This is a genomic window from Paenibacillus sp. FSL K6-3182, assembly GCF_037976325.1.
Classification (GTDB): Bacteria; Bacillota; Bacilli; order Paenibacillales; family Paenibacillaceae; genus Pristimantibacillus.
This window is the reverse complement of record NZ_CP150265.1, coordinates 3278761-3303145: the sequence shown is the minus strand read 5'-3', so window position 1 is coordinate 3303145 and position 24385 is coordinate 3278761. Positions and strand designations below refer to the sequence as shown.

Below are 24385 nucleotides of genomic sequence, written 5' to 3'. Positions count from 1 at the left end.
ATACTTCTAAATAAACAAAGCCGCAACGAAATTCGTTGCGGCTTTGTTTATTAGCTAGGGTCGTACTATTTGCCTGTCTTATTAGGCTCCTGCTTTAACTGAGAAGCCACCCATTTGCGTTCCTTGTCCGTAAGCGGGGCGCTCTTCAGAAGGTCAGGACGGCGCTGCAGCGTCCGCAGCAGCGACTGCTCACGACGCCACACCTCAATATTCGCATGATGACCAGATATAAGCACATCCGGGACATCCCAGCCGCGGAACGACGCAGGCCGAGTGTAATGGGGATGCTCAAGCAAACCTGTGCTATATGAATCTGTAACCGCAGAAGTTTCATTGCCAAGAACTCCTGGCAGTAATCTAACAACGCTATCGATGAGCACCATCGCAGGTATTTCACCACCCGTAAGCACGTAATCACCAATCGACAGCTCGTCTGTTACAAGATGCTCGCGTATACGCTCATCATAACCTTCATAGTGACCGCAAATAAGAACCAAGTGCTGTTCCTTTGCAAGCTCTTCAGCCTTCTTCTGCGTAAACTGTGCTCCTTGCGGGCATAGAAGAATAACACGCGGCTTTATATTGTCATCCAGCTTTAAATCCTCTACCGCAGCAAAGACCGGATCTGGCTTCAAGACCATGCCGCCACCGCCGCCGTATGGATAATCATCAACCGTGTTATGCTTATTGCCTGAATAAGCACGGAAGTTGATTGCTTGAGGGGATACGATCCCCTTCTCTTTCGCTTTTCCTAAAATGCTCGAATTGAACACACCGTCGAACATTTCGGGAAACAGCGTCAGCACATCTATTTTCATCGGTTAAATCAATCCTTCCATCAAATGGACCGTCACGATTTTCTCTTTTGTGTCGACATTGACTAAGACATCATCGATAACAGGCAAAAGCAGCTGCTTCCCCGAGCCCTTCGGACGATCCACTACCCACACGTCATTTGCGCCTGGGCTTAAAATTTCCGAAATCGTGCCCAGCTCCTCGCCTTCCTCGGTAACGACGCGGCAGCCTATAATTTCGTGATAATAATATTCGCCTTCTTCAAGCTCAAGCTGCTGATCGGCTGAAATTTTCAGTACCCAGCCTTTATATTTCTCAACCGCATTAATATCAGTGAAGCCTTCCAGCTTCAATATGTATACGTTTTTGTTTGCGCGTGAGCTGATTACTTTTACTTCCAGTGAAGCTCCGCTTTCCTCATTTACCATAAGCAGCTTGTTTCCAGAAGCAAATCTAACATCTGCAAAATCCGTTTGCGAAAGAATTTTCAGCTCTCCGCGGATACCGTGCGTATTAACGACTTTCCCGACTGTAAACCATTTTTCGTTCATTAGAACCAGCCCTTCATATGTGTATAGCCTTATTATACATGCAAAAACGGCTTCGTTCCATGTTGAAGAACGAAGCCGTAATGATTAGCGACATCCATGGATAAGTGTACATATTGAAAAGAAGGTTAGGACATTCATCCCAACCTTCTCTTCATACGTACATCATGACATAATGTCGACGATGACACGCTTTTGCGATTTCACGGAAGCAGAAGTCACTACCGTGCGAATCGCTTTCGCTATGCGTCCCTGTTTACCGATGATTTTACCGATATCCTCGGGGTGAACCGAAAGCTCGTATATCGTGCCACGGTCATCATCCTTCACATTGATTTGCACCTGTTCAGGATGATCAACCAATGCCTTCGCTATGACAAGAATCAATTCTTTCATCTCAAGGCCCTCCGCTATTCAACAGTTATTTCTGTTGCTTAAGCTCATGGAACTTTTTAAGAACACCAGCTTTGGAAAGCAAGTCACGAACGGTATCAGAAGCTTGCGCTCCAGTTTGCAACCATTTTAGCGCTTTCTCTTCATCAATCTTAACTTGAGCCGGTTGTGCAACCGGGTTATAAGTACCGATTTCTTCGATAAAACGACCATCACGCGGCGAACGGGAATCCGAAACTACTACGCGGTAGAAAGGAGCTTTGTGAGCACCAATTCTTTTCAAACGAATACGTACTGCCATTAAAAATTCACCTCCTTCAAAGAGTAAACAACCATTAAAACGGGAACTTCATATTTTTGCCGAGCATACCTTTTAGGCCCTTCTTGCCGCCCTTAGGCCCTTTCGGTCCCATCATCGATGAGAATTGCTTCATCATTTTTTTCATATCGTCAAACTGCTTAATGAGGCGGTTTACCTCAACGATCGTTGTTCCACTGCCTGCAGCAACACGCTTGCGGCGACTGTGATTAAGCAGCTCTGGCTTTTGCTTCTCCTCTTTCGTCATGGAGCGGACAATAGCCTCGACGCGGCCGATTTGTTTCTCATCGACCTTCATATCCTTCATGCCCTTCATCTTGTTCATGCCGGGCAGCATATCCATAATTTGATCAAGCGGCCCCAAATTGCGAACCTGCTCCATCTGCTCAAGGAAATCGTCGAACGTAAACTCTGCTGTACGCATTTTACGTTCCATTTCCTTCGCTTTATCTGCATCAATATTCGACTGCGCCTTCTCGATAAGCGATAGCATATCGCCCATGCCGAGAATACGAGAAGCCATACGCTCTGGATGGAACGGCTCCAAGGAGTCGATCTTCTCACCCATTGCTGCGAATTTAATCGGACAGCCTGTAACTGCTTTTACCGACAGCGCCGCGCCACCGCGAGTATCGCCATCGAGCTTCGTTAGTACAACGCCTGTTAAAGCGAGCTGTTCATGAAAGCTCTGTGCAACGTTTACAGCATCTTGTCCTGTCATTGCATCAACAACGAGGAGAACCTCATCCGGCTTTGTAACTTGATGAATTTGCTTAAGCTCTTCCATCAGCTCTTCGTCGATATGTAAACGACCGGCGGTATCAATGATGACATAGTCATTGCCGTTCTCTTTGGCATGCTGTAGTCCAGCACGCGCAATCTCTACAGGTGATGTCTGATCACCCAAGGAGAAGACCGGCGCATTGATTTGTTCACCAAGCACTTGAAGCTGCTTAATGGCAGCAGGACGATAAATATCACAAGCGATAAGAAGCGGCTTATTGTTGCTCTTCTGAAGCAATTTTGCCAGCTTGCCTGAAGTTGTTGTCTTACCCGCACCTTGCAAACCCGCCATCATAATGACTGTCGGAGGCTTATTAGCCTTAACCAGCTTGCTCTGCGTGCCGCCCATCAGCTCGGTCAGCTCTTTATTTACGATATCGATGACGACCATGCCGGGCGTGAAGCTCTTGGATACATCGAGGCCAATAGCCCGTTCCTTCACCTTCGCAATAAAGTCCTTTACGACTTTAAAGTTAACGTCTGCCTCTAGAAGCGCCAAACGCACTTCACGCATTGCTTCGCTAACATCATCCTCGGAAACCTTGCCTTTGCCCCTCAGCTTGCTGAACACATTTTGAAGCCGACTCGATAAGCTCTCAAATGCTGCCATGTACCGTCACCTCCATTCTTCATGTTTTATTCGGCTAATTTAAATTGTGCAATGACACTCATAAGCGCCTGCTTGTCCTGCTCTGCAATGGAAAGCTCGTTAACGCTGTTTACAAGCTGCACAGTTAATTGTTGAAAGGATTCATGTCTTACAAGCAAGCCGAGCTTGCCTTCATAACTTTCTAGCACTTGTTCTGCACGCTTGATGTGCTCATAAACCGCTTGTCTGCTAATTCCAAACTCGCCAGCAATTTCCCCAAGTGTGAAGTCGTCGTGAAAATAATATTTGAGAAACGTCCGCTGCTTCTCTGTCAAGAGCGGCTCGTAAAAGTCGAACAACAAGTTTATTCGGGTTGTCTTGGACAAGGCATCTGGTTCATTTGCTTTCATCCCCTCAGCCCCTCCTGTTATTTGCTTGTTCTGCCGACAAGGTAAATACCTTTACACCAGCAACGTCTTTTATAATACATGACACTATAGACTGCTGTCAAGTATTTTCCCTTGTCACCTTTACGAGCTGTTTTAACTGCTCCAAACCATCGTTAATCGCCGCTTACTCCGACGTTTTTTCAGCTTCAGAATCATCTTCACGCTGGATTAACCCAGCAAACAAAGCATGAATAAATTGCTCTGAATCGAATTGCTGCAAATCGCCCATTTTTTCGCCAAGACCTACAAGCTTAACCGGGAGGCTTAGCTCATTACGAATAGCAATTACGATTCCGCCTTTTGCTGTGCCATCAAGCTTTGTCAGCACCAGACCGGTTACGCCGCTTTTCTCGCCAAACAATTTTGCTTGGCTAAGTGCGTTTTGGCCAGTCGTTGCATCAAGCACAAGAAGAACCTCATGAGGAGCGTCAGGAAGCTCGCGCTGAATCACGCGGAAAATCTTGTTCAGCTCTTCCATCAAATTGGTTTTGTTTTGCAGCCTGCCAGCCGTATCGCATAACAGAACGTCTACGCCGCGCTGCTTTGCAGCTTGCACTGCATCGAACATCACTGCTGCAGGGTCAGCTCCTGATTGCTGCTTAATGACATCGACACCAACACGCTGTCCCCATACCTCCAGCTGCTCAATAGCTCCTGCGCGGAACGTGTCGCCGGCTGCCATAAGTACACTCTTACCTTCGCTCTTAAATTTATGAGCAAGCTTGCCAATGGTCGTTGTCTTGCCAACGCCATTTACGCCAACGAACAAAATAACAGTGATGCCACTCGGTGCCATCCGCAAGCCGGAATGATCATCACCCTTCATCAGCTGAATCAGCTTCTCAGAGAGGATCGGCTGCAAATCTGAAGCATCCTCGATCTTCCGTTTTTTCACTTCGACCCGCAGATCGTCAATAAGCTGCATAACGGTATTCACACCAACGTCGGCACCAATTAATATTTCCTCTAGTTCTTCATAAAACTGCTCATCGATTTTTTTGCGGCGTGTGATTAGCTCTTCTACCTTCTCAACAAAAGCCGTACGCGTCTTCGATAAGCCTTCTTTGAAAATATTTGTCACCGCTTCTGTCTTTGTAGCGATGCTTTCCTTCAGCTTCTTAAAAAAACTCATCGTTCCAACTCCCCATCCTCACGTTGCCGTTTTTTCTATAAGTTATGCGGATACCGGCTCTTCATCCTCTAAGCGCACAGAAACGAGCTTCGATACGCCGCCTTCCTCCATCGTAACACCATATAGCACATCCGCTTCCTCCATCGTGCCTTTACGATGAGTAACGACGATAAACTGCGTAAGCTCTGAAAACTCACGCAAATATTGAGCAAAGCGTGATACGTTTGCCTCATCAAGCGCAGCTTCAACCTCATCAAGCACGCAGAACGGAACGGGTTTCACCTGTAAAATCGCAAATAGCAAAGCGATTGCGGTCAAAGCTCTTTCTCCACCAGAGAGCAGCTGTAGATTTTGAAGTTTTTTGCCTGGCGGCTGAGCGACAATGTCGATTCCTGTATCAAGAACACGATCTGGCTCAACGAGCACAAGATCAGCCCGGCCACCACCGAACAGCTTCGCGAATACGATAACAAAATGACTGCGAATCGCTTCAAACGTCGCTTTGAACCGTTTGGACATCTCATCGTCCATCTCACGAATGACCTGGTACAACGTCGTTTTTGCGTCGATCAAATCATCCTTCTGCTCTGACAAAAACTCAAAACGTTCGCTGACTCGCTCATACTCCTCGATTGCACCTAAGTTCACTTCGCCAAGAGCGGTTATTTGACGTTTAACGTCTCTAACCTCATTTTGTGTACCGAGAACATCCTCAGGTACAGGGTACTGCTCCTTAGCGAGTTCATAGCTAAGCTCATATTCCTCACTGAGCTTCCGAAGCAGATTATCAAGCTCCACGTCTAGACGGTTAGCCGCAATTTCGGTCTGTCTCATCTGCTCTTCAACCGTCCGAAGTTGTCCGCGCTGCTCCTTCGTTTCACTTTCGCCCAAATCGAGCTCGGCAATACGCTTAGCGCGTGCTGATCGTTTGAAATCCGTTTGCTCTGCACATTCCTGTTTCTTCAAACGCAGGTGATTGAGCTGTTCAATCTGCTGTACCGTTTCATCGGCATGCCTTGCGATTTCTTCCTCTTGCTGAACGGACAAGGAACGCAAGCTTCCAAGCTCTTGCTTCGCTCGACCGATTTCCGCTCGTACTCTCGCTGATTGATCTTCGAACGATAATTTCTCTTGATCAGTCTTCGCTGCAGCGATCTTAATATCGGTAAGCTGGCCTTGCAGCTCTTCCTTCGCAAATTCGCTAGCTTTACGCCGCTCTTCTGCCATACGAATCGCTTCCTGCAGCCTCGCTTCATCTACAACCAGCTGTTCTAAACGGAGCTCTGCAGCTTTGGCTGCTGCCTGAACATCTTTCTGCTCGGACAAATGAGTGTTACGATCTGCTGAATACAGCTGACGCTGCTCGTCGAGATGCTTCGCCTCATTGTGAAGCTGCTGAAGCTCAGCTCTAATTTGCTGCTCTTCAATACGGCTTTTCTCGCCTTCTGCACGCAGCTCCTCAATATTATGCGTGCGAATAGAATGTTCTTTGCGCAAATCGCTTAGCTTATTACGAAGCTGCTCTACCATCTTGCGAGCATCTGCAATCTCTTGATCAAGCGCGTCGATTTGACGTTGACGACCAAGCAGGCTGGCGCCTTTCTTCTGCAAGCTGCCCCCCGTCATTGAACCGCCAGCATTGACAATATCACCTTCAAGCGTGACGACGCGGTATCGATATTGACATTTCGATGCAATCCGGTTGGCTTGCTCCAGTGTTTCGGCTAGCAATACATTGCCAAGCAAACTGTTCACAATCGCTGAATAGCGGTCATCCGAGCTTACCAAATCAGCAGCAACGCCTACGAAGCCCTCAATGGATTCGGCTATACGCTTGTCATGCTCAGGAACTTGTCTGCCACGAATGACATCGAGCGGCAGAAAGGTAGCTCGTCCTAGCTGACGCTGCTTCAAGAATGCGATAGCTGCGCGAGCCGTTTTCTCATCCTCCATGACCACATGCTGCAAGGCCCCGCCCAGTGCAGTCTCAACGGCAGTCTCAATGCGTTCAGGAACACGAACAAGCTCCGCAACCGCGCCATGAACACCGCTGATTCCGCTATTGCCGCGTCTGGAAGCTTTGAGAACTTCCTTTACGCCCTGCATAAAGCCATCTAGCGCATCCTGCATTTCTTTCATGGTATCGCGCCTAGAAACATGACTGTCGAGTTTCTGCTCCCACTTTCGCATGGCTAAAGTGACCTCTTCCAAACTTTGAGAAATCTTTCTCGTTTGTTCAGATTCCGAAAGTGTTTTGTTTCTTGCCTGCTCTAGTCGCGCCAGCGTAGATTCAAGCGAAGCCGCAAGTGCAGAGCGTCTCTCGTCCAATTTTTCCTGCTGCTCCAGCCATTTGGTCTCATCCTCGCTAATTCGCTCCATCCGCCGCTGCAATGCTTCTTGCTGCTGCGAAGCATAACGAATTTCGTTGCGGTGCTGCGCCATCGAGCTTAGCACTTCCAATAGCTCGCTTTTGAGTGTTTCTTCCGCATCAACGACTGCTCCGCCTGCAACGCCTACGAGACGCGCTTCTTCATCGGCTATTTTCGAGCGCAGATCTGCTAGCTGCAGCTGCAACGCAGCTGCACGGCTGCGAAATTCCGCTTCTTCCTGCGTCATGGTGACAATGCGAGCGTCCTGTGCAGCGATTGATTCTTCAAGCTGACGTTTATTTTGCTCCAAGTTGCGCTTGCGTTCCTTTAGAACCTCGCCGTATCCTTCACATTTCTCGAAATCCTCACTAATTTGCAGCATCGCTTCATGAAGCTGATCTAGCTCCAGCTCAAGCTCCCGCAGCTGCTGTCGATCCTTCTCCAAATGTGCATCATGTTTGCTGACAACCGTAGATAGCTGAAGCTGCTCCTGCTGCAAACGCTCAAGCTTGCCGTTTGCCTCCGTCCATGAACCGTGAATCTGTTCGATGTTATGTACGTACATAGAGATTTCCTTCGTTTTCAGCTGTTCCTTAAGCGCTTTGAAGTGAATGGCTTTCTCCGATTGCTTGCGAAGCGGGCCCACCTGATCTTCAAGCTCTGTCACCAGATCATGAATGCGAAGCAGATTCTGCTCGGTTTCATCAAGCTTCCTCTGCGCTTCGCGCTTACGCGACTTGTATTTGACGATGCCGGAGGCTTCTTCAAATATTCCGCGACGATCCTCCGAGCGCGTGCTTAAAATTTCTTCAATTCGGCCTTGTCCAATGATGGAATAAGCTTCTTTACCGATACCGGTATCCATGAATAGCTCGGTAATATCTTTTAGCCTGCATGGCTGCTTGTTTATTAAATATTCGCTATCTCCGCTGCGATGTACACGGCGTGTCACTGTTACCTCGTTATACTCGAGCGGCAATGCCCCATCCGAGTTATCAAGAGTAAGGGATACCTCGCTGTAATTGACAGCTTTCCTTGCATCGCTTCCGGCAAAAATAATATCTTCCATCTTGCCGCCGCGGAGGCTCTTTGCGCTTTGCTCGCCGAGCACCCAGCGTATGCCGTCCGAGATGTTGCTTTTTCCGCTGCCGTTCGGCCCTACAACCGCAGTAATACCGGTTACAAACTCCATTTCGGTCCGATCAGCGAAAGACTTAAAGCCTGATAATTCAATCCGTTTCAGAAACATGTCTTGGTTTTCACCTCACCCCTCATTGTACCACATCTTATGGGCCTTGATAACCATTTAAGCTACTAAAAGCAACCAAATGCTGCGTTTATCACCTTATTTCAGCTGGTTAAACCACTCTTCCTTTTTATCAGGGCCACATAATAAACGTTCATAAAAAAAGAGAGCGCCCGGCAGGTCAGAAGACCTTCCGGAAACTCTCTATGCTGATTAGCCTTGTTCCTGCGATAGCGTGCGCCATGCTTCAGCTGCAGCACGCTGCTCCGCTTCCTTCTTCGTCCTCCCGCTGCCGACGCCAAAACGCTCTTCACCGAGATATACTTCAACGACAAATTCACGGTCATGCGCAGGTCCACGTTCTTCAATGATTCGGTATTCCACCGCGCCAAGCCCATGATGCTGCGATCGTTCCTGCAGCTTCGACTTGGAGTCTTTAACAAGAAGACCATAGTCGTTTGACTCAACAAAAGGAAACATATGCTCATTAAGAAAAGCTCTCGTTTCCTCAATTCCTGCGTCAAGGAAAATGGCACCGACAAACGACTCGAACAAATCAGCTAGCAATGCTTGCCTTTGCCGACCGCCTAGCTGCTCTTCACCGCGTCCGAGAAGCACATGCGAACCGAGCTCCAAGCGTTCAGCAAATTGGGCTAAAGATGGCTCACAGACGATGGATGCACGCATTCTCGTAAGCTCGCCCTCAGGCCGCTGCGGATACGTTGCGAACAAATACTCAGAAACGAGTAATTGAAGCACCGCATCTCCCAAAAATTCCAAACGCTCATTATCCTGAGCTGACCCGCGCTTGTGTTCATTTACATAAGAAGTATGAGTGAAAGCTTGCCTCAGCAGCTTTGTCCGCTTAAAACTGAGCTGCAGCCGCTGCTGCAGCTCATAGAAGGAATCACGCTTCATAAACTTTCATCACGATCGATGCGTTGTGACCGCCGAAGCCAAATGAGTTGGACAATGCTATCCTTACATTCGCTTCACGCGGTTTATTAGGTACATAATCAAGATCACACTCCGGGTCTTGATTGTCTAAATTAATAGTCGGAGCGATGATTCCGCTTTTGATAGTCAAGCCGAGAATTACGGCTTCAACGCCGCCAGCAGCACCTAGCAAATGACCTGTCATCGATTTTGTTGAGCTGACCGCTACTTTATAAGCATGGTCGCCGAGCGCTTTTTTGATCGCTTTTGTCTCTGAGCGATCACCGACAGGTGTCGAAGTGCCGTGCGCATTGATGTAGTCGATCTCAGAAGGATCAATTCCAGCATCCTTGAATGCTTTCACCATGCAGCGAGCTGCACCATCTGGATCTGGCTCAGTCATGTGATGAGCGTCACCACTCATACCGTAACCAATAACCTCAGCATAAATTTTTGCACCGCGTGCCTGCGCATGCTCAAGTGATTCAAGCACGAGTACACCAGCGCCTTCGCCCATTACGAAACCATCACGGTCAACGTCGAACGGACGACTTGCTTTTTCAGGCTCTTCATTGCGAACGGACATCGCACGCATCGAGCAGAAGCCTGCCATGCCGGTCGGTCTGATCGTCGCTTCTGCTCCGCCAGCAATCATCACGTCAGCGTCGCCGCGTTGAATCAATTTGAAAGAATCGCCGATGGAATGAGTGCCCGTAGCACAAGCGGTTACTGCCGTACTATTTGGACCTTTCGCACCAGTAAGCATGGATACTTGTCCAGAAGCCATGTTCGCGATCATCATCGGAATAAAGAAAGGGCTGACACGCTTAGGGCCTTTCTCCAGCAAAATATTGTGCTGGTCTTCCCAAGTGCCAAGTCCGCCGATACCGGAACCGACCATAACGCCAACACGCTCAGGGTCAGCATTTGTACCAATTTGCAAATCAGCATCTTTAACTGCCAATTGACTAGCTACTGCAGCGAATTGTACGAAACGATCCATTCTGCGTGCTTCTTTTTTATCTAAACCGTAATCTTCGGGATTGAAATTTTTAACTTCTGCGGCAATGCGCGTCGGATACTCAGAGAAATCGAAAGCTTCAACAACCGATACACCTGATTTTCCGTCCAGCAAGTTACCCCAGAACTCTTCCAAATCGGAACCGAGTGAGGTAATAACCCCCATACCCGTAACAACAACTCTTTGTTTCATTCGATTCACCTCTATGTCCAGCAAATTTGATGCGCAAGCTGCGTCACCTTTGTTAATCGGTCAATGTTGCTATATTGCGTATACCCTGCTTATATTTCTCCGTAAATACAAGCCTAGCCGTACCAAACGGCGAAACCTTTACGCTTGAAATATAAGGAGGTATAAATGAGATGCACATAAAGCCATTCACGCTTTTTTATATAAAAGCTGCCTTGCTTGCTTAAGTGTAATTCAGGAAACTGCCTAGATGGAGAGAAGTCCCGTTTATTAAAAACGGGACTTGTCCTTCTTACGTATGAGATTGTATGTATTTAACTACTTCTCCCACAGTGGTGATAGTCTCAGCATCTTCATCAGAAATTTCCATATCAAACTCGTCTTCTAGCTCCATGACCAATTCAACGACATCAAGAGAGTCAGCGCCGAGGTCATCTTTAAATGAAGCTTCAAGTGTAACTTCCGCTTCGTCTACGCCTAGTCGGTCGATGACGATACGTTTTACGCGATCTACTACTTCGGACATCCGGTTCACCTCCTCCATGGTATTATACGAGAATTAAAGATAAAATGCCATACGTAACCGTTTTAATTCATTATTGCTGAATTATCTGGTGTTACATATACATGCCGCCGTCCACATGAATCGTCTGTCCAGTCATATAGGCTGAAGCATCCGAAGCAAGAAAACGGACTGCGTTTGCGATGTCGCTCGGATCACCGAGACGGGCAAGCGGAATTTGGCCAGATAAAGATTGGCGCATTTCTTCCGGCAGCTTGTCCGTCATTTCGGTTTGAATAAATCCTGGGGCTACACAGTTAACTGTAATGCCGCGTGACGCAAGCTCGCGGGCACTAGCCTTAGTAAGACCAATGACACCAGCTTTGGCTGCAACATAGTTAGCCTGCCCAGGGTTTCCGAGCACACCAACAACAGAAGAAATGTTGATGATTCGGCCGGAGCGTTGTTTCATCATAGAGCGAGTGACCGCTTTAATGCCGTTGAAAACCCCTTTTAAGTTGGTTTCAATGACTTGGTCAAACTCGTCTTCCTTCATACGCATGATTAAATTATCTCTTGTAATGCCCGCATTATTCACTAATATGTCAACCGCTCCGAATTGCTCGATGACTTCCTTGACCATCGCGTCAAATTCATCTACTTTGCCAACATTAGCTTTTATAACAATAGCGCGTCTACCGAGTGCTTCTACAGCTTGCGCCGTTTCAGCTGCTGCCGCTTCGCTGCCTGAGTAGTTAATGGCAACATCCGCGCCTGCCTCGGCGAGGGCAATAGCAATCGATCTGCCAATGCCCCGCGATGCACCTGTTACGAGTGCTTTTTTTCCTTCCAAGCTAGCAAACATCGAATCCCCTCCATCCTATTATTCATTCACCTGCAGCGCTTCAAGCGCACTGATGCTGTTAATCGAGATGATGCGTAGATTTTTGTCGACTTTTTTGATCAGGCCGGCAAGCACCGTTCCCGACCCGATTTCCACAAATGTATCAACGCCTTGCTCGACTAAATAACGTACGCTATCTTCCCAAAGGACAGGTGAGCACACCTGTTCTACGAGCAGACCACGTATCTCATCCGCCGATGTTACCGCATTGGCAGTGACATTCGCCACAATAGGAACATTAGCATCCTTCATCGCTATATCAGCTAATGTCGCTTGAAGATTTACAGCTGCAGGCTTCATTAGGGATGAATGGAATGGACCGCTTACTTCAAGAGGAATAACCCGCTTAGCTCCAGCCTCTTCTTTGCCGCGCTGGACAACAGCATCAACACCTGCTGCAGTACCTGACACCACAATTTGACCTGGACAATTCACATTTGCAAGCTCAACAGCCGAGCCTTCAGCTGTAATTGCCGCACAAAGCGCTGCGAGCGTATCGCGTTCAGCGCCGAGCACTGCTGCCATTGCGCCTTGGCCGCTAGGAACAGCTTGCTCCATAAATTGACCGCGAGCACGGACAGTACGAACAGCATCTTCAAAGGATAGGACTCCTGCAGCGACAAGCGCGCTATACTCCCCAAGACTGTGCCCAGCAACAAAATCCGGCTTCAGACCCCGGCCTTCCAACGCTTCCAATAGCGAAACGCTAACGGTAAGCAGTGCAGGTTGTGTATTCGCTGTTTGTTTAAGTGTATCTTCTGGTCCTTCAAAAATAATCTGGCTTAATGAGAAGCCCAGTGCCTCATCCGCTTGTTCAAAAATCGCACGGGAACGATCAAACGCATCATAGGCGTCCTTGCCCATTCCGACAGCTTGTGCGCCTTGCCCCGGAAAAACAAATGCTATTTTACTCATAACGTTTCCCCCTTACACACGTATACGGCTCGAACTGCATCAGGCAGTAAAGCTCGTTTCGCGGTGATATGTAAGCTCGTCATAAGAGGAAAACTTATAACGTCTTATTTTTTCAAAAAGCTGCTGCGTTCATACTACCATACCAGAACCGAAGCTCCCCATGTCAAGCCGCCGCCAAAACCTACAAGCACAAGGCGGTCTCCTTCACTCACACGACCCTGCTCAACGGCTTCAGCCAGTGCAACTGGAATGGATGCCGATGACATATTACCGTATTTGTCCAAATTAACCATCGCTTTATCTTCCGACAAGCTTAGTCTGTTTAAAGCGGACTGGATAATCCGAATATTCGCTTGATGAGGAATAAGAAGATCAATATCTTCTTTGTTTAGGCCAGCTTTCTGCAAAGCCTCTTCAGCCACGCTGCCCATAATTCTAACCGCAAACTTGAATACATCATTGCCAGCCATATGAATGAAATGCTGCTTCGACTGGATGCTTTCTTCCGATGCTGGAACGCGTGATCCGCCTCCATGAACCTTCAGCAAGTCTCCACCGCTTCCGTCTGCGCCAAGCACAAACGATTGGAAGCCGCGGCCTTCTTCAACCGGTCCAAGCACAACTGCGCCAGCACCGTCACCAAACAAAATGCATGTGTTGCGATCCGTGTAATCAGTAATACGTGATAGTGTCTCAGCGCCTACAACAAGCACATGCTTGTACATGCCGCTGGCGATCATACTCGTTCCTGTCGCTAGTCCATATATAAATCCGGAGCAAGCAGCCGACAAATCGAACGCAGCCGCTTGCTTTGCTCCCAGCTTATCTTGAAGCAAGCAGGCAGTCGAAGGGAAAAACATATCAGGCGTAATTGTAGCAACAATAATAAGATCGATATCTTCTGGCGTAAGGCCAGCAGCGGCAATCGCTTCACGCGATGCATGCAGGGCAAGATCGGATGTTGCTTCTTCTGCAGATGCTAGGCGGCGTTCTTTAATGCCTGTGCGAGTAACAATCCATTCATCATTTGTTTCAACCATTGCTTCTAGCTCTTTGTTCGATAAAATACGTTCTGGCACGTATTTACCAGTACCAATTATTCCGACAGGATGTAAACCCATTTCGCACACTCACTTCCCGTTGATTTCTGATGCGATTGTTTCAATCAATTGTCCTTGAATGGCGCTGCGAGCCTGTCTTACGGCATTTTTCACAGCAAGGGCATCCGAGGAGCCGTGGCATTTTACTACAAGGCCATTCAGTCCAAGCAAAGGTGCACCACCATGCTCCTTATAGTCCATTCTCTTCTTAAGCACACGCAGCTTAGGAAGCATGATAGCCGCAGCAAGCTTCGTTAACAGCGTTTGACCGAAAGCGTCCTTAAGCGAATCAAAAATCGTACCCGCAGCGCCTTCCATTGCCTTCAGCATAATATTGCCGGCAAAGCCGTCGCAAACAAGGACATCGCAATTTCGATTTAGAACATCTCTTGCTTCAACGTTGCCGATAAAATTCACTGGAGCTTGCTCAAGCAAAGCGTAAGCCGCTTTAGCCATCTCATTGCCCTTCATCGCTTCAGTTCCCACGTTCAGAAGCCCAACTCTCGGCTTCTCCAGTCCGTGAACCTTTGCACGATAAATGCTTCCCATAATTGCATATTGCAGCAGATGCTCCGGCTTTGCATCCATATTCGCTCCCAAATCAAGCGTAAGAATGCCGACATCATCCATCGTAGGCATCATAGGAGCGAGCGCGGGCCGTTCGATTCCATCCATTCGACCGACGACAAGAAGTCCAGTCGCCATCAAAGCGCCAGTATTGCCTGCTGACAGCATAGCATCTGCCTGCTTTTCACGAACGAGCTGTCCAGCAACGACCATGGATGCTCCTTTTTTGCGGCGTACCGCTTTAACAGGCTCATCATCTGGACCAATGACCTCATCAGCATGGCAAATGGTTATATTAGCGGGCTTCTGCCCTTTCATGAGCGGTTCAATAACAGACGTTTCACCAACGAGCAGCAGCTCTGTATCGGGCCACTGCGCCGCCGCGTCAAGCGCTCCTTGCACAATTAAGCTAGGGGCGTTGTCTCCCCCCATAGCATCAATAGCGATCCGCACGTACGTCTCCTCCTTCAGCATCTGTGTCTCCCGCGGACCGATAAATAACAAAGTTACCCTGGAACACCATTTCGTCTCCAACATATGTGAACAGCTCTACCTTCGCCTTGCTTCGCTCGCCCGAAATGGAACGAACATAAGCCTTGGCAATACATTTCTCCCCAAGCTTAACAGGTCGAATGAATCTAATGTCCGCTGTTACGGTAAGTGCAATTTCATCATCTATAATAGCAACGGCAAGTGAATTTGCTTGTGCAAATACGTGATGACCGCGTGCAATGCCCGTTCTGGAGAATACATGTTCTTCACGAATCTCGAATACCGAGATGCCGCTCTTGTCCAATTCCAAATCGACAATATCACCAATCACCTCGTGCAATGCGAGCGATCGAACGGAGTCGTATGAACGTTCTGCCATCAGCTTCAGACGTTCTCTAAGCTCTGGAATACCAAGCTCCATCCGGTCAAGGCGTATCGTCTGGATGCTTACTTTGAGCAACCTAGTCAGTTCCCGATCCGTTATAAAAGGATTTTCATCAATGTGTCGGGCAAGCTGCTGATGCCGCTGCCGTTTGGGCATTCGTTCGATGTTCGGCACCACCTTTTACCAAATAGTGAATGATAGACAATCTTATATCTGTTCCGCGGCCTTGTGAGGCATCAGTACGATTAGTATATGTATGTTGCTTGATATTATCACCTGGTACTAATTAAGTATATAAAAAAATACGCTCGAGCGCAATGTTGCATAAAAATATAACTGCTTTTTCATCCATTCCCTAGCGTCATACGAATCGATATGAGCAAAAAAATAGCACTTCATCACTTGGATGAAGTGCTATCCCAGACATCATTTCTTATTGGGAAATGATCTCTTTTGTTTTGTAATATCCACAAACTTTGCATACGTGGTGAGCCAATTTCAGCTCGCCGCATTGCTCACACTTCACCATGCCCGGTACTGCAAGTTTGAAATGCGTACGACGTTTATCACGGCGAGTCTTGGATGTTCTACGCTGAGGTACTGCCATATTTAACACCTCCTTCAAAAATTCAATCAGCACTACTCTTATTCCTTAAATAGATCCTTTAGCGCTGCAAAACGGATATCAACCTTCTCCGTGGAGCAGCTGCATTTGTGCTCATTTAAGTTCTGTCCGCAAGTCTGACAGAGACCTTTACAATCATTGCTGCAAAGCGGTGCAAAAGGCATGAACAGTTGAAGTGCTTCTTCCACATAAGGCTTCAAGTCCAGTCTGTCCGCATTTACTTCAATGAAATCACTCTCTTCCTCTTCCATATCCTCATCACGGTCTTCGTCAGACGTAGCCCGCTTAAATACTTCAGAGAATCGAATAACCGTATGATCCTTTACCGGTTCAAGGCAGCGTGAGCAGGCAAGCTCGAGATCGATGGCAAGCTTGCCATCCACTTCGATAAACTCTTCGTGCCCAGTTACCTGAAGCGATACATGGAGAGGTCCCGTACGATAAACATCTTGGCGTCCTTTAAAAAGGTCACTAACATCGAGCTGTTCGTCGATTGTAGTTTTCAACCCTTTGGACATTGTTTCTTGAATATGAAACTGCATCAGATCACCCCAAACAAACAAAGATTATTATATCTATCAGACTACTGTTTTGTCAACATTTTCACACGGTTTTTCAATAACACTTGATGCAGACCGTGATTGTGCTCCCTCTCTATGCTATAGTGAAACAACCAACATTTAACAGAGAGAGGATCAAGCGAATGCGCACCGTCGGGCTCATTGTCGAGTATAATCCATTTCACAACGGACATTTGTATCATTTGCAACAATCGCGCAAAATAACGCAATCTGACGCCGTCGTTGCCGTCATGAGCGGCCATTTCCTGCAACGCGGCGAGCCCGCCCTGCTGGATAAATGGGCTAGAACACGTATGGCGCTTGAAGGCGGCTGCGATCTTGTCATTGAATTGCCGGTTGCTTACGCAACACAAGCCGCAGAGTGGTTCGCCTATGGCGCTGTGTCCTTATTAGAGGCGACAGGCGTCGTTGACAGCTTCTGCTTCGGAACGGAAAACGGTGAGCTTGAGCCGCTGCTACAGGCAGCAGAGCTCATTACAAACGAGCCGCCAGCCTTTAAAGCCTTATTGAAGCAGCTGCTTCAAACGGGAATTAGTTATCCGAACGCGTACAGCAGCGCCATTACCACCTACTTATCGGATCAGGGCTATTCCTCTGCCGCTAATTTTCCATTTGCGCTTCCTAATCATACATTAGCGCTCCATTATTTGCTTGCGCTGAAACGGCTAGGCGGCAAAATGGAGCCGTACACTATCACTCGTGAGAAAGCGCAGTACAATCAAGAAACCGCAACCGACAGCCAAATCGCAAGCGCGACCGCAATCCGCAAGCTGCTGCTCGAGAAACGATCTCTTGAGGAAGCGCGCGCTTATGTACCGGAATCCACAACGCGAATCTTGCAGCAGGAATGGGCTAGCGGACGTTGCCCGATTAGCTGGGAGCCCTTTACGAATGCGCTGCTTCACGCGATTGTAACTCGCTCGTCATATGAACTTTCGAACCTGCATGAGATGACAGAAGGATTGGAGCATCGCATTTTGAATGCCCTTCCCAAGCTGCCCTCGCGCCAGTTCGATGACCTGCTAGAAGCTTTAAAAACGAAGCGCTATACGAGAACGAAGCTGCAGCGTTCACTTCTTGCTATTCTGCTTGGACATCAGAAATCTGATTTCACACCGGATAAGCTTGCTTCGGGTGTTGAATATATAAGAGTGCTTGGTTTTACGGAAAAAGGCAAGCTTTTATTGCGACGCATGCGAAATTGTGCCAAATTACCTGTGCTGCAAAGCGCTGCAAGAGCACCAAAGCCCTTCCGTTATTTGGAGCTTGATACACAAGCGAGCAGTGTCTATTCACTAGGCGTACCGGGCATTCATGCCCCTCAATCGTTATTCCGTGATTTTACGGAAAGACCTGTAACCATCGATTCCTAATCGAAATAAATAAATGAAAGTTACCTTTCTTTCCCAGCGAGATAAACTTTTACTTGCTCCACAGCTTCCTTCAGCGTACTTACGCTGACCACCTTCATCGAGGCGTTAAGCGCTTTTGCTTTCGCCTCGGCATCCTTATAGTTATCAGAAGGAACAAGAAACAGCTCCGCGCCTTCCTCGCTTGCAATGACAACTTTTTGCTTTATTCCGCCGATAGCTCCGACCTCTCCGAGTGGAGTAATCGTGCCTGTCGCCGCAATGCGATGACCTCCCGACAAATCATCGTTCGTTAGCAGGTCCAGGGATTGCAAAGCAAAAACAAGACCGGCCGATGGCCCCCCAATATCGCCTACTTTTATACTGATACGGTTATTGTGATCCGATGGGTCCAAGCCGCGTTGTTCCGTCAAGTTTACGATGCCCAGAACACTCAAGAGCTGCTCGTTAGTCGAGACAGTTTTTAATGTATCCGATGAGTAAGAGACCTGTAGTTGCTGCCCTTTGCGCTCCACATCAAATAAAACGTTTTGCTGCTTATCATACCCTCTCAGCGTCTCAAACAAATCTGCCAAGCTGCTCGGCGGTTTTTCGCCATGAATGCCTAAAAGCTTATCTCCTGCTTTGAATGAACTTTTCAAAGGGTGATCGATAGGATTTACTTCCGTAATAACAACGCTGTTCAGCTTGCTTGCATAGGGTAAACCTGCGTAATGATAAGCAGCTTCAATCGCATTGTTTTGCGAGCCCTGCATGATGATGCTTAGCCTTTGTGCATACTCTTCTTTTGTGTATCCTTGCAGCACATCTCGTTTGAGATGCACATCCATATTCGAATTCCACATCGATTGAATAGTCCGCAAGAAATTAGGCTCCGTCATTTTCACTGCTGTCAGCAAAAAGTCGCCTTTTCCTAAAGCATCTCCCTTTTCAATCGTTACCATCGGTTTAACAGGTACAGCAATCCCCGGCTCATAAACAACATAGGGCGTTGGAGCATATAACAATACCCACATCAAAGCCGCTGTCGATACAGCGATCGTTGCTATTCTGCGAAAATCTGATCGTTGTTTTTGCAATCGCACACCCCGTTCAAACTTCCAATTTGCCAGTCAAATATAGCATTAACTATTCTGAGGCAGACAAGCTGCTCCAAATGGTCTATCCATGACTTTATACGCGTACTATTTAACGTATATGATTGTCCATCTCATGATGCCCTAGCCCTGCATTCCGGCGTGTCGCATCATTTCTATTTTTGCAGCAGATTAAAGGAGTGGAGTAGCATTGGCTAAAACAGTTATGTTAGCGTTCCTGTCCATATTGCTCGTTGTTGCCATCATCATTCAGCCAGATGCTGCGTTTCAAGCCTCGCTTCAAGGACTCACCGTCTGGTGGAATATTGTATTCCCCGGTTTATTGCCGTTTCTCGTATTGTTTGAGCTTATTGCTGCCTTTGGGCTCACGCATGCGCTAGGCTCTCTGCTCCAGCCGCTGATGAGCCGACTGTTTAGACTGCCAGGTGAAGCCGCGCTTACGATAGTTCTTGGTTGGATGGGTGGTTATCCCGCGGGAGCAGAAGCGACAGCTTCCTTACGCAAAAGAAACGTCGTGACAAAACAACAGGGCCAGCGGCTGCTAGCCCTAGCTCATATGCCAAACCCATTATTTATGCTTGTCGTTATAGGCGCAGGCTTTCTGCACAAGCCCATTGTAGGTGTCATTATTGCTGCAGCCGTATGGATATCCGCGCTATGGGTCATGTTTATAATGACGCTGTTCAGGCGTAAAGAGCAGTCAGGTCAGGAGCGGTCAGATCAGGAACAGCCAGGTCGGCAACTAGGGCAAAAACAATCAGTGACAGCCAATGACGAGGAGCATCGCAGCACCATCCTTCATCGAGCGGCAGAGGCATTTCGCCTCGGAAGAGAGCAGGATGGCCGCAGCTTCGGCAAAACGCTTGGCGACTCTGTTGCAGCAAGCGTTCAGAAGCTTATGATGATCGGCGGATTTATGATTTTTGCTGCTGTGCTTGCAAAATTATCAGAGCCGCTGCTCTCTCCATGGCTGGATAAGGCTGGGCTAAACTTTATTAGCCAAGCTTTTTTTGAAGGTCATATGGGTGCTTATGCGGCTGCGATCTGGGATGCTCCCGGAGCCGGCATGCTCGGGAATGCTGCCGCTATCGCAACTGTGCTTGCATGGAGCGGTCTAAGCGGCATTTTACAAGCTGGATATTCCATTACTGGTACGGACCTTAAGCTGCTCCCATTCGCATTATGGAGAATCGTTCATGCTCTCCATGCTTGTGTATTTATGATCATTCTGTGGAAGCCGCTCACTTCATTACTTCGTCCAATACTCGAACCTGGAGCAACGCCAACGTTGGCGCCATCTGATCCTTACTCGATGAAACACACTATCGCTGAAATCATAAATGCAAATGATTTACCATTTTTATGGCAGTTCTCCCTATCAGCCTGCATCCTACTCACTCTTTTGGGACTGCTTGTATCCCTCATTCTTCTGCCATTCCGGAGAACAGGTAAGTCGATATAATCCAAAATAAGATAAACAATGGCTTTTTCAAACATTTATTTATATTTTCGAGTTATATTTCTCTCTTAGCTGCTTCTCCACAATTGGCGGTACCAGCTCATACACTGCGCCATGAAATTGTGCAATTTCTTTTACGATGCTCGAGCTTAAGTAGGAATACTTCGGATTCGTCATCATAAACATCGTATCTATTTCATCATCTAGCAAATGATTAGTTGAAGCGAGCTGCAGCTCGTATTCAAAATCAGTTACCGAACGAATGCCTCTAATAATGACGTTTGCTTGCCGTGTTTTCATAAATCGAACGAGCAAATCCCGGAAGCTGTCAATTTCCACATTTGGAATATCGCGCGTCACTTCTGTAAGCAGCGCTTTGCGCTCCTCCACACTGAACAAAGGATTTTTACTCGAATTGTTCAATACGGCAACGATTAACCGATCAAATTGTTTGGCAGACCTTCGAATAATATCCAAATGGCCATAAGTTACAGGGTCAAACGTGCCTGGATATACAGCAACGCGCTCTTGTTTATTCGTTAACATCGGATTCACTCCCGTCTTGATGACTGTCATCGCTGTAATATTGATATATAGAAACGGCAATATCCCCGTATTTCGCATGCTTCAGTTGGTCAAAATATTCCAGCTTCTCCGGGTAACGGTGAGCTGCATCGTGCTCGACTACGATAATCGCATCCGGCTCAAGCATCTTATTTTGGGCAAGCTGTGTCATAAGACTATCCATCGTAATCATTTTGTATGGCGGGTCAAGAAAAACAAGCCGGAACTTTTGCTCCCGCTTCGCTAGCGCTTTCAATGCGCGCTCCGCATCATTTTTATAAATTTCAGCAGCGCTTCCCATCTTCGCCGTTTCAACATTTTGACGAATCGTATCAATGCTTATTCTTTCCCGATCAACAAAAACAGTACGTTCTATGCCTCTGCTCCAAGCCTCGATACCCAATCCACCTGTACCTGCGAACAGATCCAGTGCTATTCCTCCGTCAAAGTAAGGTCCAATCATGCTAAAAATAGCTTCCTTAACCTTATCCGTTGTCGGTCTCGTATTCATACCAGGCACAGCCTTAAGCGTGCGGCCCTTGGCCTCGCCCGCAATGACTCTCACTTGCAATTGCCCCCTTCTATCTCATTCCCGCCTATCGTACCATAGAATCCCGTTCATAATAAAGCAGTTGCATCTCGAAAATTGAGGACGTAGCTGACCTATATCTGTTCGACGATATTTTTTTCATTTTGAACAAGTATATTTACCAGTAATAAGGACAAAATAAATTTATCGGCGTCGCAAGATGTCGTAGACAACCGCGGAGAAGACTTACGTTTCCCCATAAGCTCTTCGTCCGGTTTCTCCTCTCCCATGAAAAGGGCGCTCCGAAAGGGGCGCCCGATTTTTTGTGTAAAGCCTTGTTATATCAAGGTTTATTTGAGTTAAATTGAATGCAATCTATATTCCTGTCCACCAATTGTCCACCAAAATTATTGTTGAGATACACTTCACTACTATCTAACAAAATAAGTCGCTTTCAGTCTGTAATACTCCATTTTTTATAACCTTACTTACTATACGTTTTCGAATCTCTTCCGAGACGCCATTAAGAACTACCTAGATCATTTTAATGATTTACATAAACCCGCTAAAGCCTTGATTAACAAGGATTTAGCGGGTTTTCTTTTGTTTTGCAGATCGTAAGAATACGATAGGTTTTGATTTTTTTTACACACTTGTTTAATGTACATAAAGATAAGAAAAAGCCCTTATTAATTATAAGGACTTTTCAACTTCTTCTATATAATTAACTGTCTGCTGACTGTACCCTCATTATATCCATAAACGGAACCTTAATCATATCACCATGATTTTCTACATGAACCGACTTTGTTCGCGAGTCCATCTTTGTTATTTTTCCAATAACAGGTTGATCCCAGTTCCAAACGATTAGCTTTATCTGCAATTCTTCTTGTTGAGCTTCGACGAGGCGCTCACCTAATTCCTCCATCTCAAATTCATCTCTAGTTGGTCTTTTGGGTCCTTTTGCCATGTCCAAATCCTCCAATTCTTTACTCTGCTTATTTATCGTTATGACATGCTCAGGCAACATCATACGGCTGCTTGACCACATTTTATTACTCTCTGGATTTAATCGACTCACCTTGTTCATTTAATCCATCCACGGGACATTACCGGCTTAGCTGCTTCGCGGTTATATAGTACTTTGAACGTATTAGCCTTTCTATCCCATAAAACAAATCCATCTTTGACTAGTTCGTTAATTGCATCTTTCACCTGTTCCTCTGTCCGCTGAGCCTTTTGACTTAAATAATTTACATCTATTATAGAAGGATCGTTGCGGTACACGTTCCACATAACTGTTAAAACCTTGCGTGCTGCATCATCAAGCATGCTGTTTAATCAACTCCACATCAATTATTCCTTCTACATTAAATACACGTGGCTCGTTCGCACTCAGGCAAAAGGCATTGACCTTTCCTTTCCGGACGGATAACACTTGAATTATTCGAATTGATATATTCCGTTTTCGGTCATTATAGAAAATTTGTACTGTCCGGCCGATATAGTTTTCGATCATGCCTTTCACCTCGATACGAATGTTTGGTCTTATTTTAACGCAAACAAGTGTTCTGTTTCAAGGCAAAAATAAAACTCCAGCATTTCTTGCCAGAGTCTTCTTTTTCAAATGTTATTATGTCGTTCAGGTCGCACTCTAAAGCAATACATAATTTATCAAGCGTTTCAAGGTCAACTCGCTTCGAGGTTCCATGATATAGTTCGCTCACTGTATTCCTTGCCAGCCCTGTCATCTTTACAATATCCGAAACCTTGAGCCTCTGACGCCCCATTGTCTCGCTTCAAAAGCGCTTTCTGAAAGGGTGAAAAGGAAATGAAGGATTGGGTTTTACTTCTTACGGCTATCATACAGTGCTACACGGCAATCATGATAAGTCAGTCGTAAGAAAAACAAAAAAGGAACCCCACGCAAGCGCCGCAAACGCAAGTAAGGTTCCTCGGAGAGGTCGCTACCACGGCCTCTCCGCCCAATCTTAACATATAGCAAGATTAAAATAAACGGAGGGAATCGCGATGAATGTAATTACATGGATCGTAATTGTCGCTGCTTTAGCTCTAAGCCTTGTTGCTCTTTTCAATGTTATTAAACACAAAAAATAAGGAGAGATTATATTGTTACTAAAAATACTTGGTTGGATTATTGCTCCGTTCCTAATGATTTCAATCCGTTGGAAGAAAATGAATGGTTTTTCCAAGGCTATTGGTTTGGTATGGTGTTTGATCTTATCTATTGTTTTGATTGCTGTAAACTCTGATCCAGCTGTTGAAGCACAAAAAAATGAAACGGTAGTCATTCCCTCAAATGTCCACCAACCTACTGCCAACCAAGCAGAAACGACCAACGAGCAATGGCAAGCAAGCTATAAACAAATCGCCCTAAATGAAGCAAGCGCATATTTAGAATTATACGCTTCACAATCATTATCAGATGAACGGCTTTCTTATGCCGTATAAACGCTCAAAACTCAAGCAGTCAACATAGAAGGAACTGATAAAACCAAATTCGAG

At 46.7% G+C, this 24385-nt stretch carries 27 protein-coding genes; 3 read left to right on the top strand and 24 right to left on the bottom strand.

Going from position 1 to position 24385, the window contains the following annotated elements; translation table 11 throughout:
- Positions 1–65: 65 nt before the first annotated feature.
- The 18 genes from trmD to MHH56_RS14215 form a co-directional block, all read right to left on the bottom strand.
- Positions 66–818, bottom strand: coding sequence for a tRNA (guanosine(37)-N1)-methyltransferase TrmD (gene trmD / locus MHH56_RS14300; RefSeq protein ID WP_339208901.1), 753 nt, complete (start codon positions 816–818; stop codon positions 66–68).
- Between the two features lie 3 nt (positions 819–821).
- Positions 822–1346, bottom strand: a complete 525-nt coding sequence (gene rimM, locus MHH56_RS14295; RefSeq protein ID WP_339208900.1) for a ribosome maturation factor RimM — start codon at positions 1344–1346, stop codon at positions 822–824.
- A gap of 162 nt (positions 1347–1508) precedes the next feature.
- Positions 1509–1739 (bottom strand): KH domain-containing protein, encoded by a 231-nt coding sequence (locus MHH56_RS14290; protein ID WP_076268339.1) that lies wholly within the window; start codon positions 1737–1739, stop codon positions 1509–1511.
- Positions 1740–1764: 25 nt separating this feature from the next.
- Positions 1765–2037 (bottom strand): 30S ribosomal protein S16, encoded by a 273-nt coding sequence (rpsP, locus tag MHH56_RS14285; protein WP_053375694.1) that lies wholly within the window; start codon positions 2035–2037, stop codon positions 1765–1767.
- Between the two features lie 34 nt (positions 2038–2071).
- Positions 2072–3448 (bottom strand): signal recognition particle protein, encoded by a 1377-nt coding sequence (ffh, locus tag MHH56_RS14280; protein WP_076268338.1) that lies wholly within the window; start codon positions 3446–3448, stop codon positions 2072–2074.
- A gap of 26 nt (positions 3449–3474) precedes the next feature.
- Positions 3475–3837 (bottom strand): YlxM family DNA-binding protein, encoded by a 363-nt coding sequence (gene ylxM, locus MHH56_RS14275; protein ID WP_076268337.1) that lies wholly within the window; start codon positions 3835–3837, stop codon positions 3475–3477.
- 163 nt (positions 3838–4000) lie between these two features.
- Positions 4001–5008 (bottom strand): signal recognition particle-docking protein FtsY, encoded by a 1008-nt coding sequence (gene ftsY / locus MHH56_RS14270; protein ID WP_339208899.1) that lies wholly within the window; start codon positions 5006–5008, stop codon positions 4001–4003.
- 42 nt (positions 5009–5050) lie between these two features.
- The gene (gene smc / locus MHH56_RS14265) at positions 5051–8626 is read right to left on the bottom strand and encodes a chromosome segregation protein SMC (protein ID WP_339208898.1); all 3576 of its coding nucleotides are present in this window, start codon (positions 8624–8626) and stop codon (positions 5051–5053) included.
- A 210-nt stretch (positions 8627–8836) separates the two neighbouring features.
- On the bottom strand, positions 8837–9541 hold the full coding sequence (gene rnc / locus MHH56_RS14260) for a ribonuclease III (RefSeq protein ID WP_076268334.1): 705 nt from the start codon (positions 9539–9541) through the stop codon (positions 8837–8839).
- The gene (gene fabF / locus MHH56_RS14255; RefSeq protein ID WP_054029014.1) at positions 9531–10772 is read right to left on the bottom strand and encodes a beta-ketoacyl-ACP synthase II; all 1242 of its coding nucleotides are present in this window, start codon (positions 10770–10772) and stop codon (positions 9531–9533) included. The genes rnc and fabF overlap by 11 nt, the downstream gene beginning before the upstream one ends.
- 289 nt (positions 10773–11061) lie before the next feature.
- Positions 11062–11295 carry an acyl carrier protein gene (locus MHH56_RS14250; RefSeq protein ID WP_053375686.1) on the bottom strand — a complete coding sequence of 78 codons (234 nt, stop codon included), beginning with the start codon at positions 11293–11295 and terminating at the stop codon, positions 11062–11064.
- Between the two features lie 91 nt (positions 11296–11386).
- Positions 11387–12136: a 3-oxoacyl-[acyl-carrier-protein] reductase gene (gene fabG / locus MHH56_RS14245; RefSeq protein ID WP_339208897.1), complete on the bottom strand. Its 750-nt coding sequence runs from the start codon at positions 12134–12136 to the stop codon at positions 11387–11389.
- 18 nt (positions 12137–12154) lie between these two features.
- A complete protein-coding gene (gene fabD / locus MHH56_RS14240) occupies positions 12155–13090 on the bottom strand; it encodes an ACP S-malonyltransferase (RefSeq protein WP_339208896.1) in 936 nt (311 codons plus the stop codon).
- A gap of 134 nt (positions 13091–13224) precedes the next feature.
- Positions 13225–14211 (bottom strand): beta-ketoacyl-ACP synthase III, encoded by a 987-nt coding sequence (locus MHH56_RS14235; protein ID WP_339208895.1) that lies wholly within the window; start codon positions 14209–14211, stop codon positions 13225–13227.
- Between the two features lie 9 nt (positions 14212–14220).
- On the bottom strand, positions 14221–15210 hold the full coding sequence (gene plsX, locus MHH56_RS14230; RefSeq protein ID WP_339208894.1) for a phosphate acyltransferase PlsX: 990 nt from the start codon (positions 15208–15210) through the stop codon (positions 14221–14223).
- The gene (gene fapR, locus MHH56_RS14225) at positions 15194–15790 is read right to left on the bottom strand and encodes a transcription factor FapR (RefSeq protein ID WP_054029019.1); all 597 of its coding nucleotides are present in this window, start codon (positions 15788–15790) and stop codon (positions 15194–15196) included. Before fapR ends, plsX begins: the two co-directional genes overlap by 17 nt.
- 277 nt (positions 15791–16067) lie before the next feature.
- Positions 16068–16241, bottom strand: a complete 174-nt coding sequence (gene rpmF / locus MHH56_RS14220; protein ID WP_006036546.1) for a 50S ribosomal protein L32 — start codon at positions 16239–16241, stop codon at positions 16068–16070.
- Positions 16242–16279: 38 nt separating this feature from the next.
- Positions 16280–16801: a DUF177 domain-containing protein gene (locus tag MHH56_RS14215; RefSeq protein ID WP_054029020.1), complete on the bottom strand. Its 522-nt coding sequence runs from the start codon at positions 16799–16801 to the stop codon at positions 16280–16282.
- Between the two features lie 161 nt (positions 16802–16962).
- Between MHH56_RS14215 and MHH56_RS14210 the strand changes: the two genes are divergently transcribed.
- Positions 16963–18213, top strand: a complete 1251-nt coding sequence (locus MHH56_RS14210; protein ID WP_339208893.1) for a nucleotidyltransferase — start codon at positions 16963–16965, stop codon at positions 18211–18213.
- Positions 18214–18233: 20 nt separating this feature from the next.
- Here MHH56_RS14210 and MHH56_RS14205 read toward each other — a convergent pair whose 3' ends face one another.
- Entirely contained in the window at positions 18234–19289 is a 1056-nt protein-coding gene (locus MHH56_RS14205; protein ID WP_339208892.1) for a S16 family serine protease, read from the bottom strand.
- A gap of 208 nt (positions 19290–19497) precedes the next feature.
- Between MHH56_RS14205 and MHH56_RS14200 the strand changes: the two genes are divergently transcribed.
- The gene (locus MHH56_RS14200; protein ID WP_339208891.1) at positions 19498–20769 is read left to right on the top strand and encodes a nucleoside recognition domain-containing protein; all 1272 of its coding nucleotides are present in this window, start codon (positions 19498–19500) and stop codon (positions 20767–20769) included.
- A 39-nt stretch (positions 20770–20808) separates the two neighbouring features.
- Here MHH56_RS14200 and coaD read toward each other — a convergent pair whose 3' ends face one another.
- From coaD to MHH56_RS14175, 5 genes are all read right to left on the bottom strand, one after another.
- The gene (coaD, locus tag MHH56_RS14195) at positions 20809–21312 is read right to left on the bottom strand and encodes a pantetheine-phosphate adenylyltransferase (protein WP_339208890.1); all 504 of its coding nucleotides are present in this window, start codon (positions 21310–21312) and stop codon (positions 20809–20811) included.
- Positions 21299–21895 carry a 16S rRNA (guanine(966)-N(2))-methyltransferase RsmD gene (rsmD, locus tag MHH56_RS14190; protein WP_339208889.1) on the bottom strand — a complete coding sequence of 199 codons (597 nt, stop codon included), beginning with the start codon at positions 21893–21895 and terminating at the stop codon, positions 21299–21301. Before rsmD ends, coaD begins: the two co-directional genes overlap by 14 nt.
- A gap of 688 nt (positions 21896–22583) precedes the next feature.
- Positions 22584–22889 carry a YolD-like family protein gene (locus MHH56_RS14185; protein ID WP_339209595.1) on the bottom strand — a complete coding sequence of 102 codons (306 nt, stop codon included), beginning with the start codon at positions 22887–22889 and terminating at the stop codon, positions 22584–22586.
- A 56-nt stretch (positions 22890–22945) separates the two neighbouring features.
- On the bottom strand, positions 22946–23191 hold the full coding sequence (locus tag MHH56_RS14180) for a hypothetical protein (protein WP_339208888.1): 246 nt from the start codon (positions 23189–23191) through the stop codon (positions 22946–22948).
- Between the two features lie 221 nt (positions 23192–23412).
- A complete protein-coding gene (locus tag MHH56_RS14175; RefSeq protein ID WP_339208887.1) occupies positions 23413–23649 on the bottom strand; it encodes a helix-turn-helix transcriptional regulator in 237 nt (78 codons plus the stop codon).
- Between the two features lie 340 nt (positions 23650–23989).
- On the opposite strand from MHH56_RS14175, the gene MHH56_RS14170 reads away from it, so the two are divergent.
- The gene (locus MHH56_RS14170) at positions 23990–24331 is read left to right on the top strand and encodes a hypothetical protein (protein WP_339208885.1); all 342 of its coding nucleotides are present in this window, start codon (positions 23990–23992) and stop codon (positions 24329–24331) included.
- Positions 24332–24385: the final 54 nt, after the last annotated feature.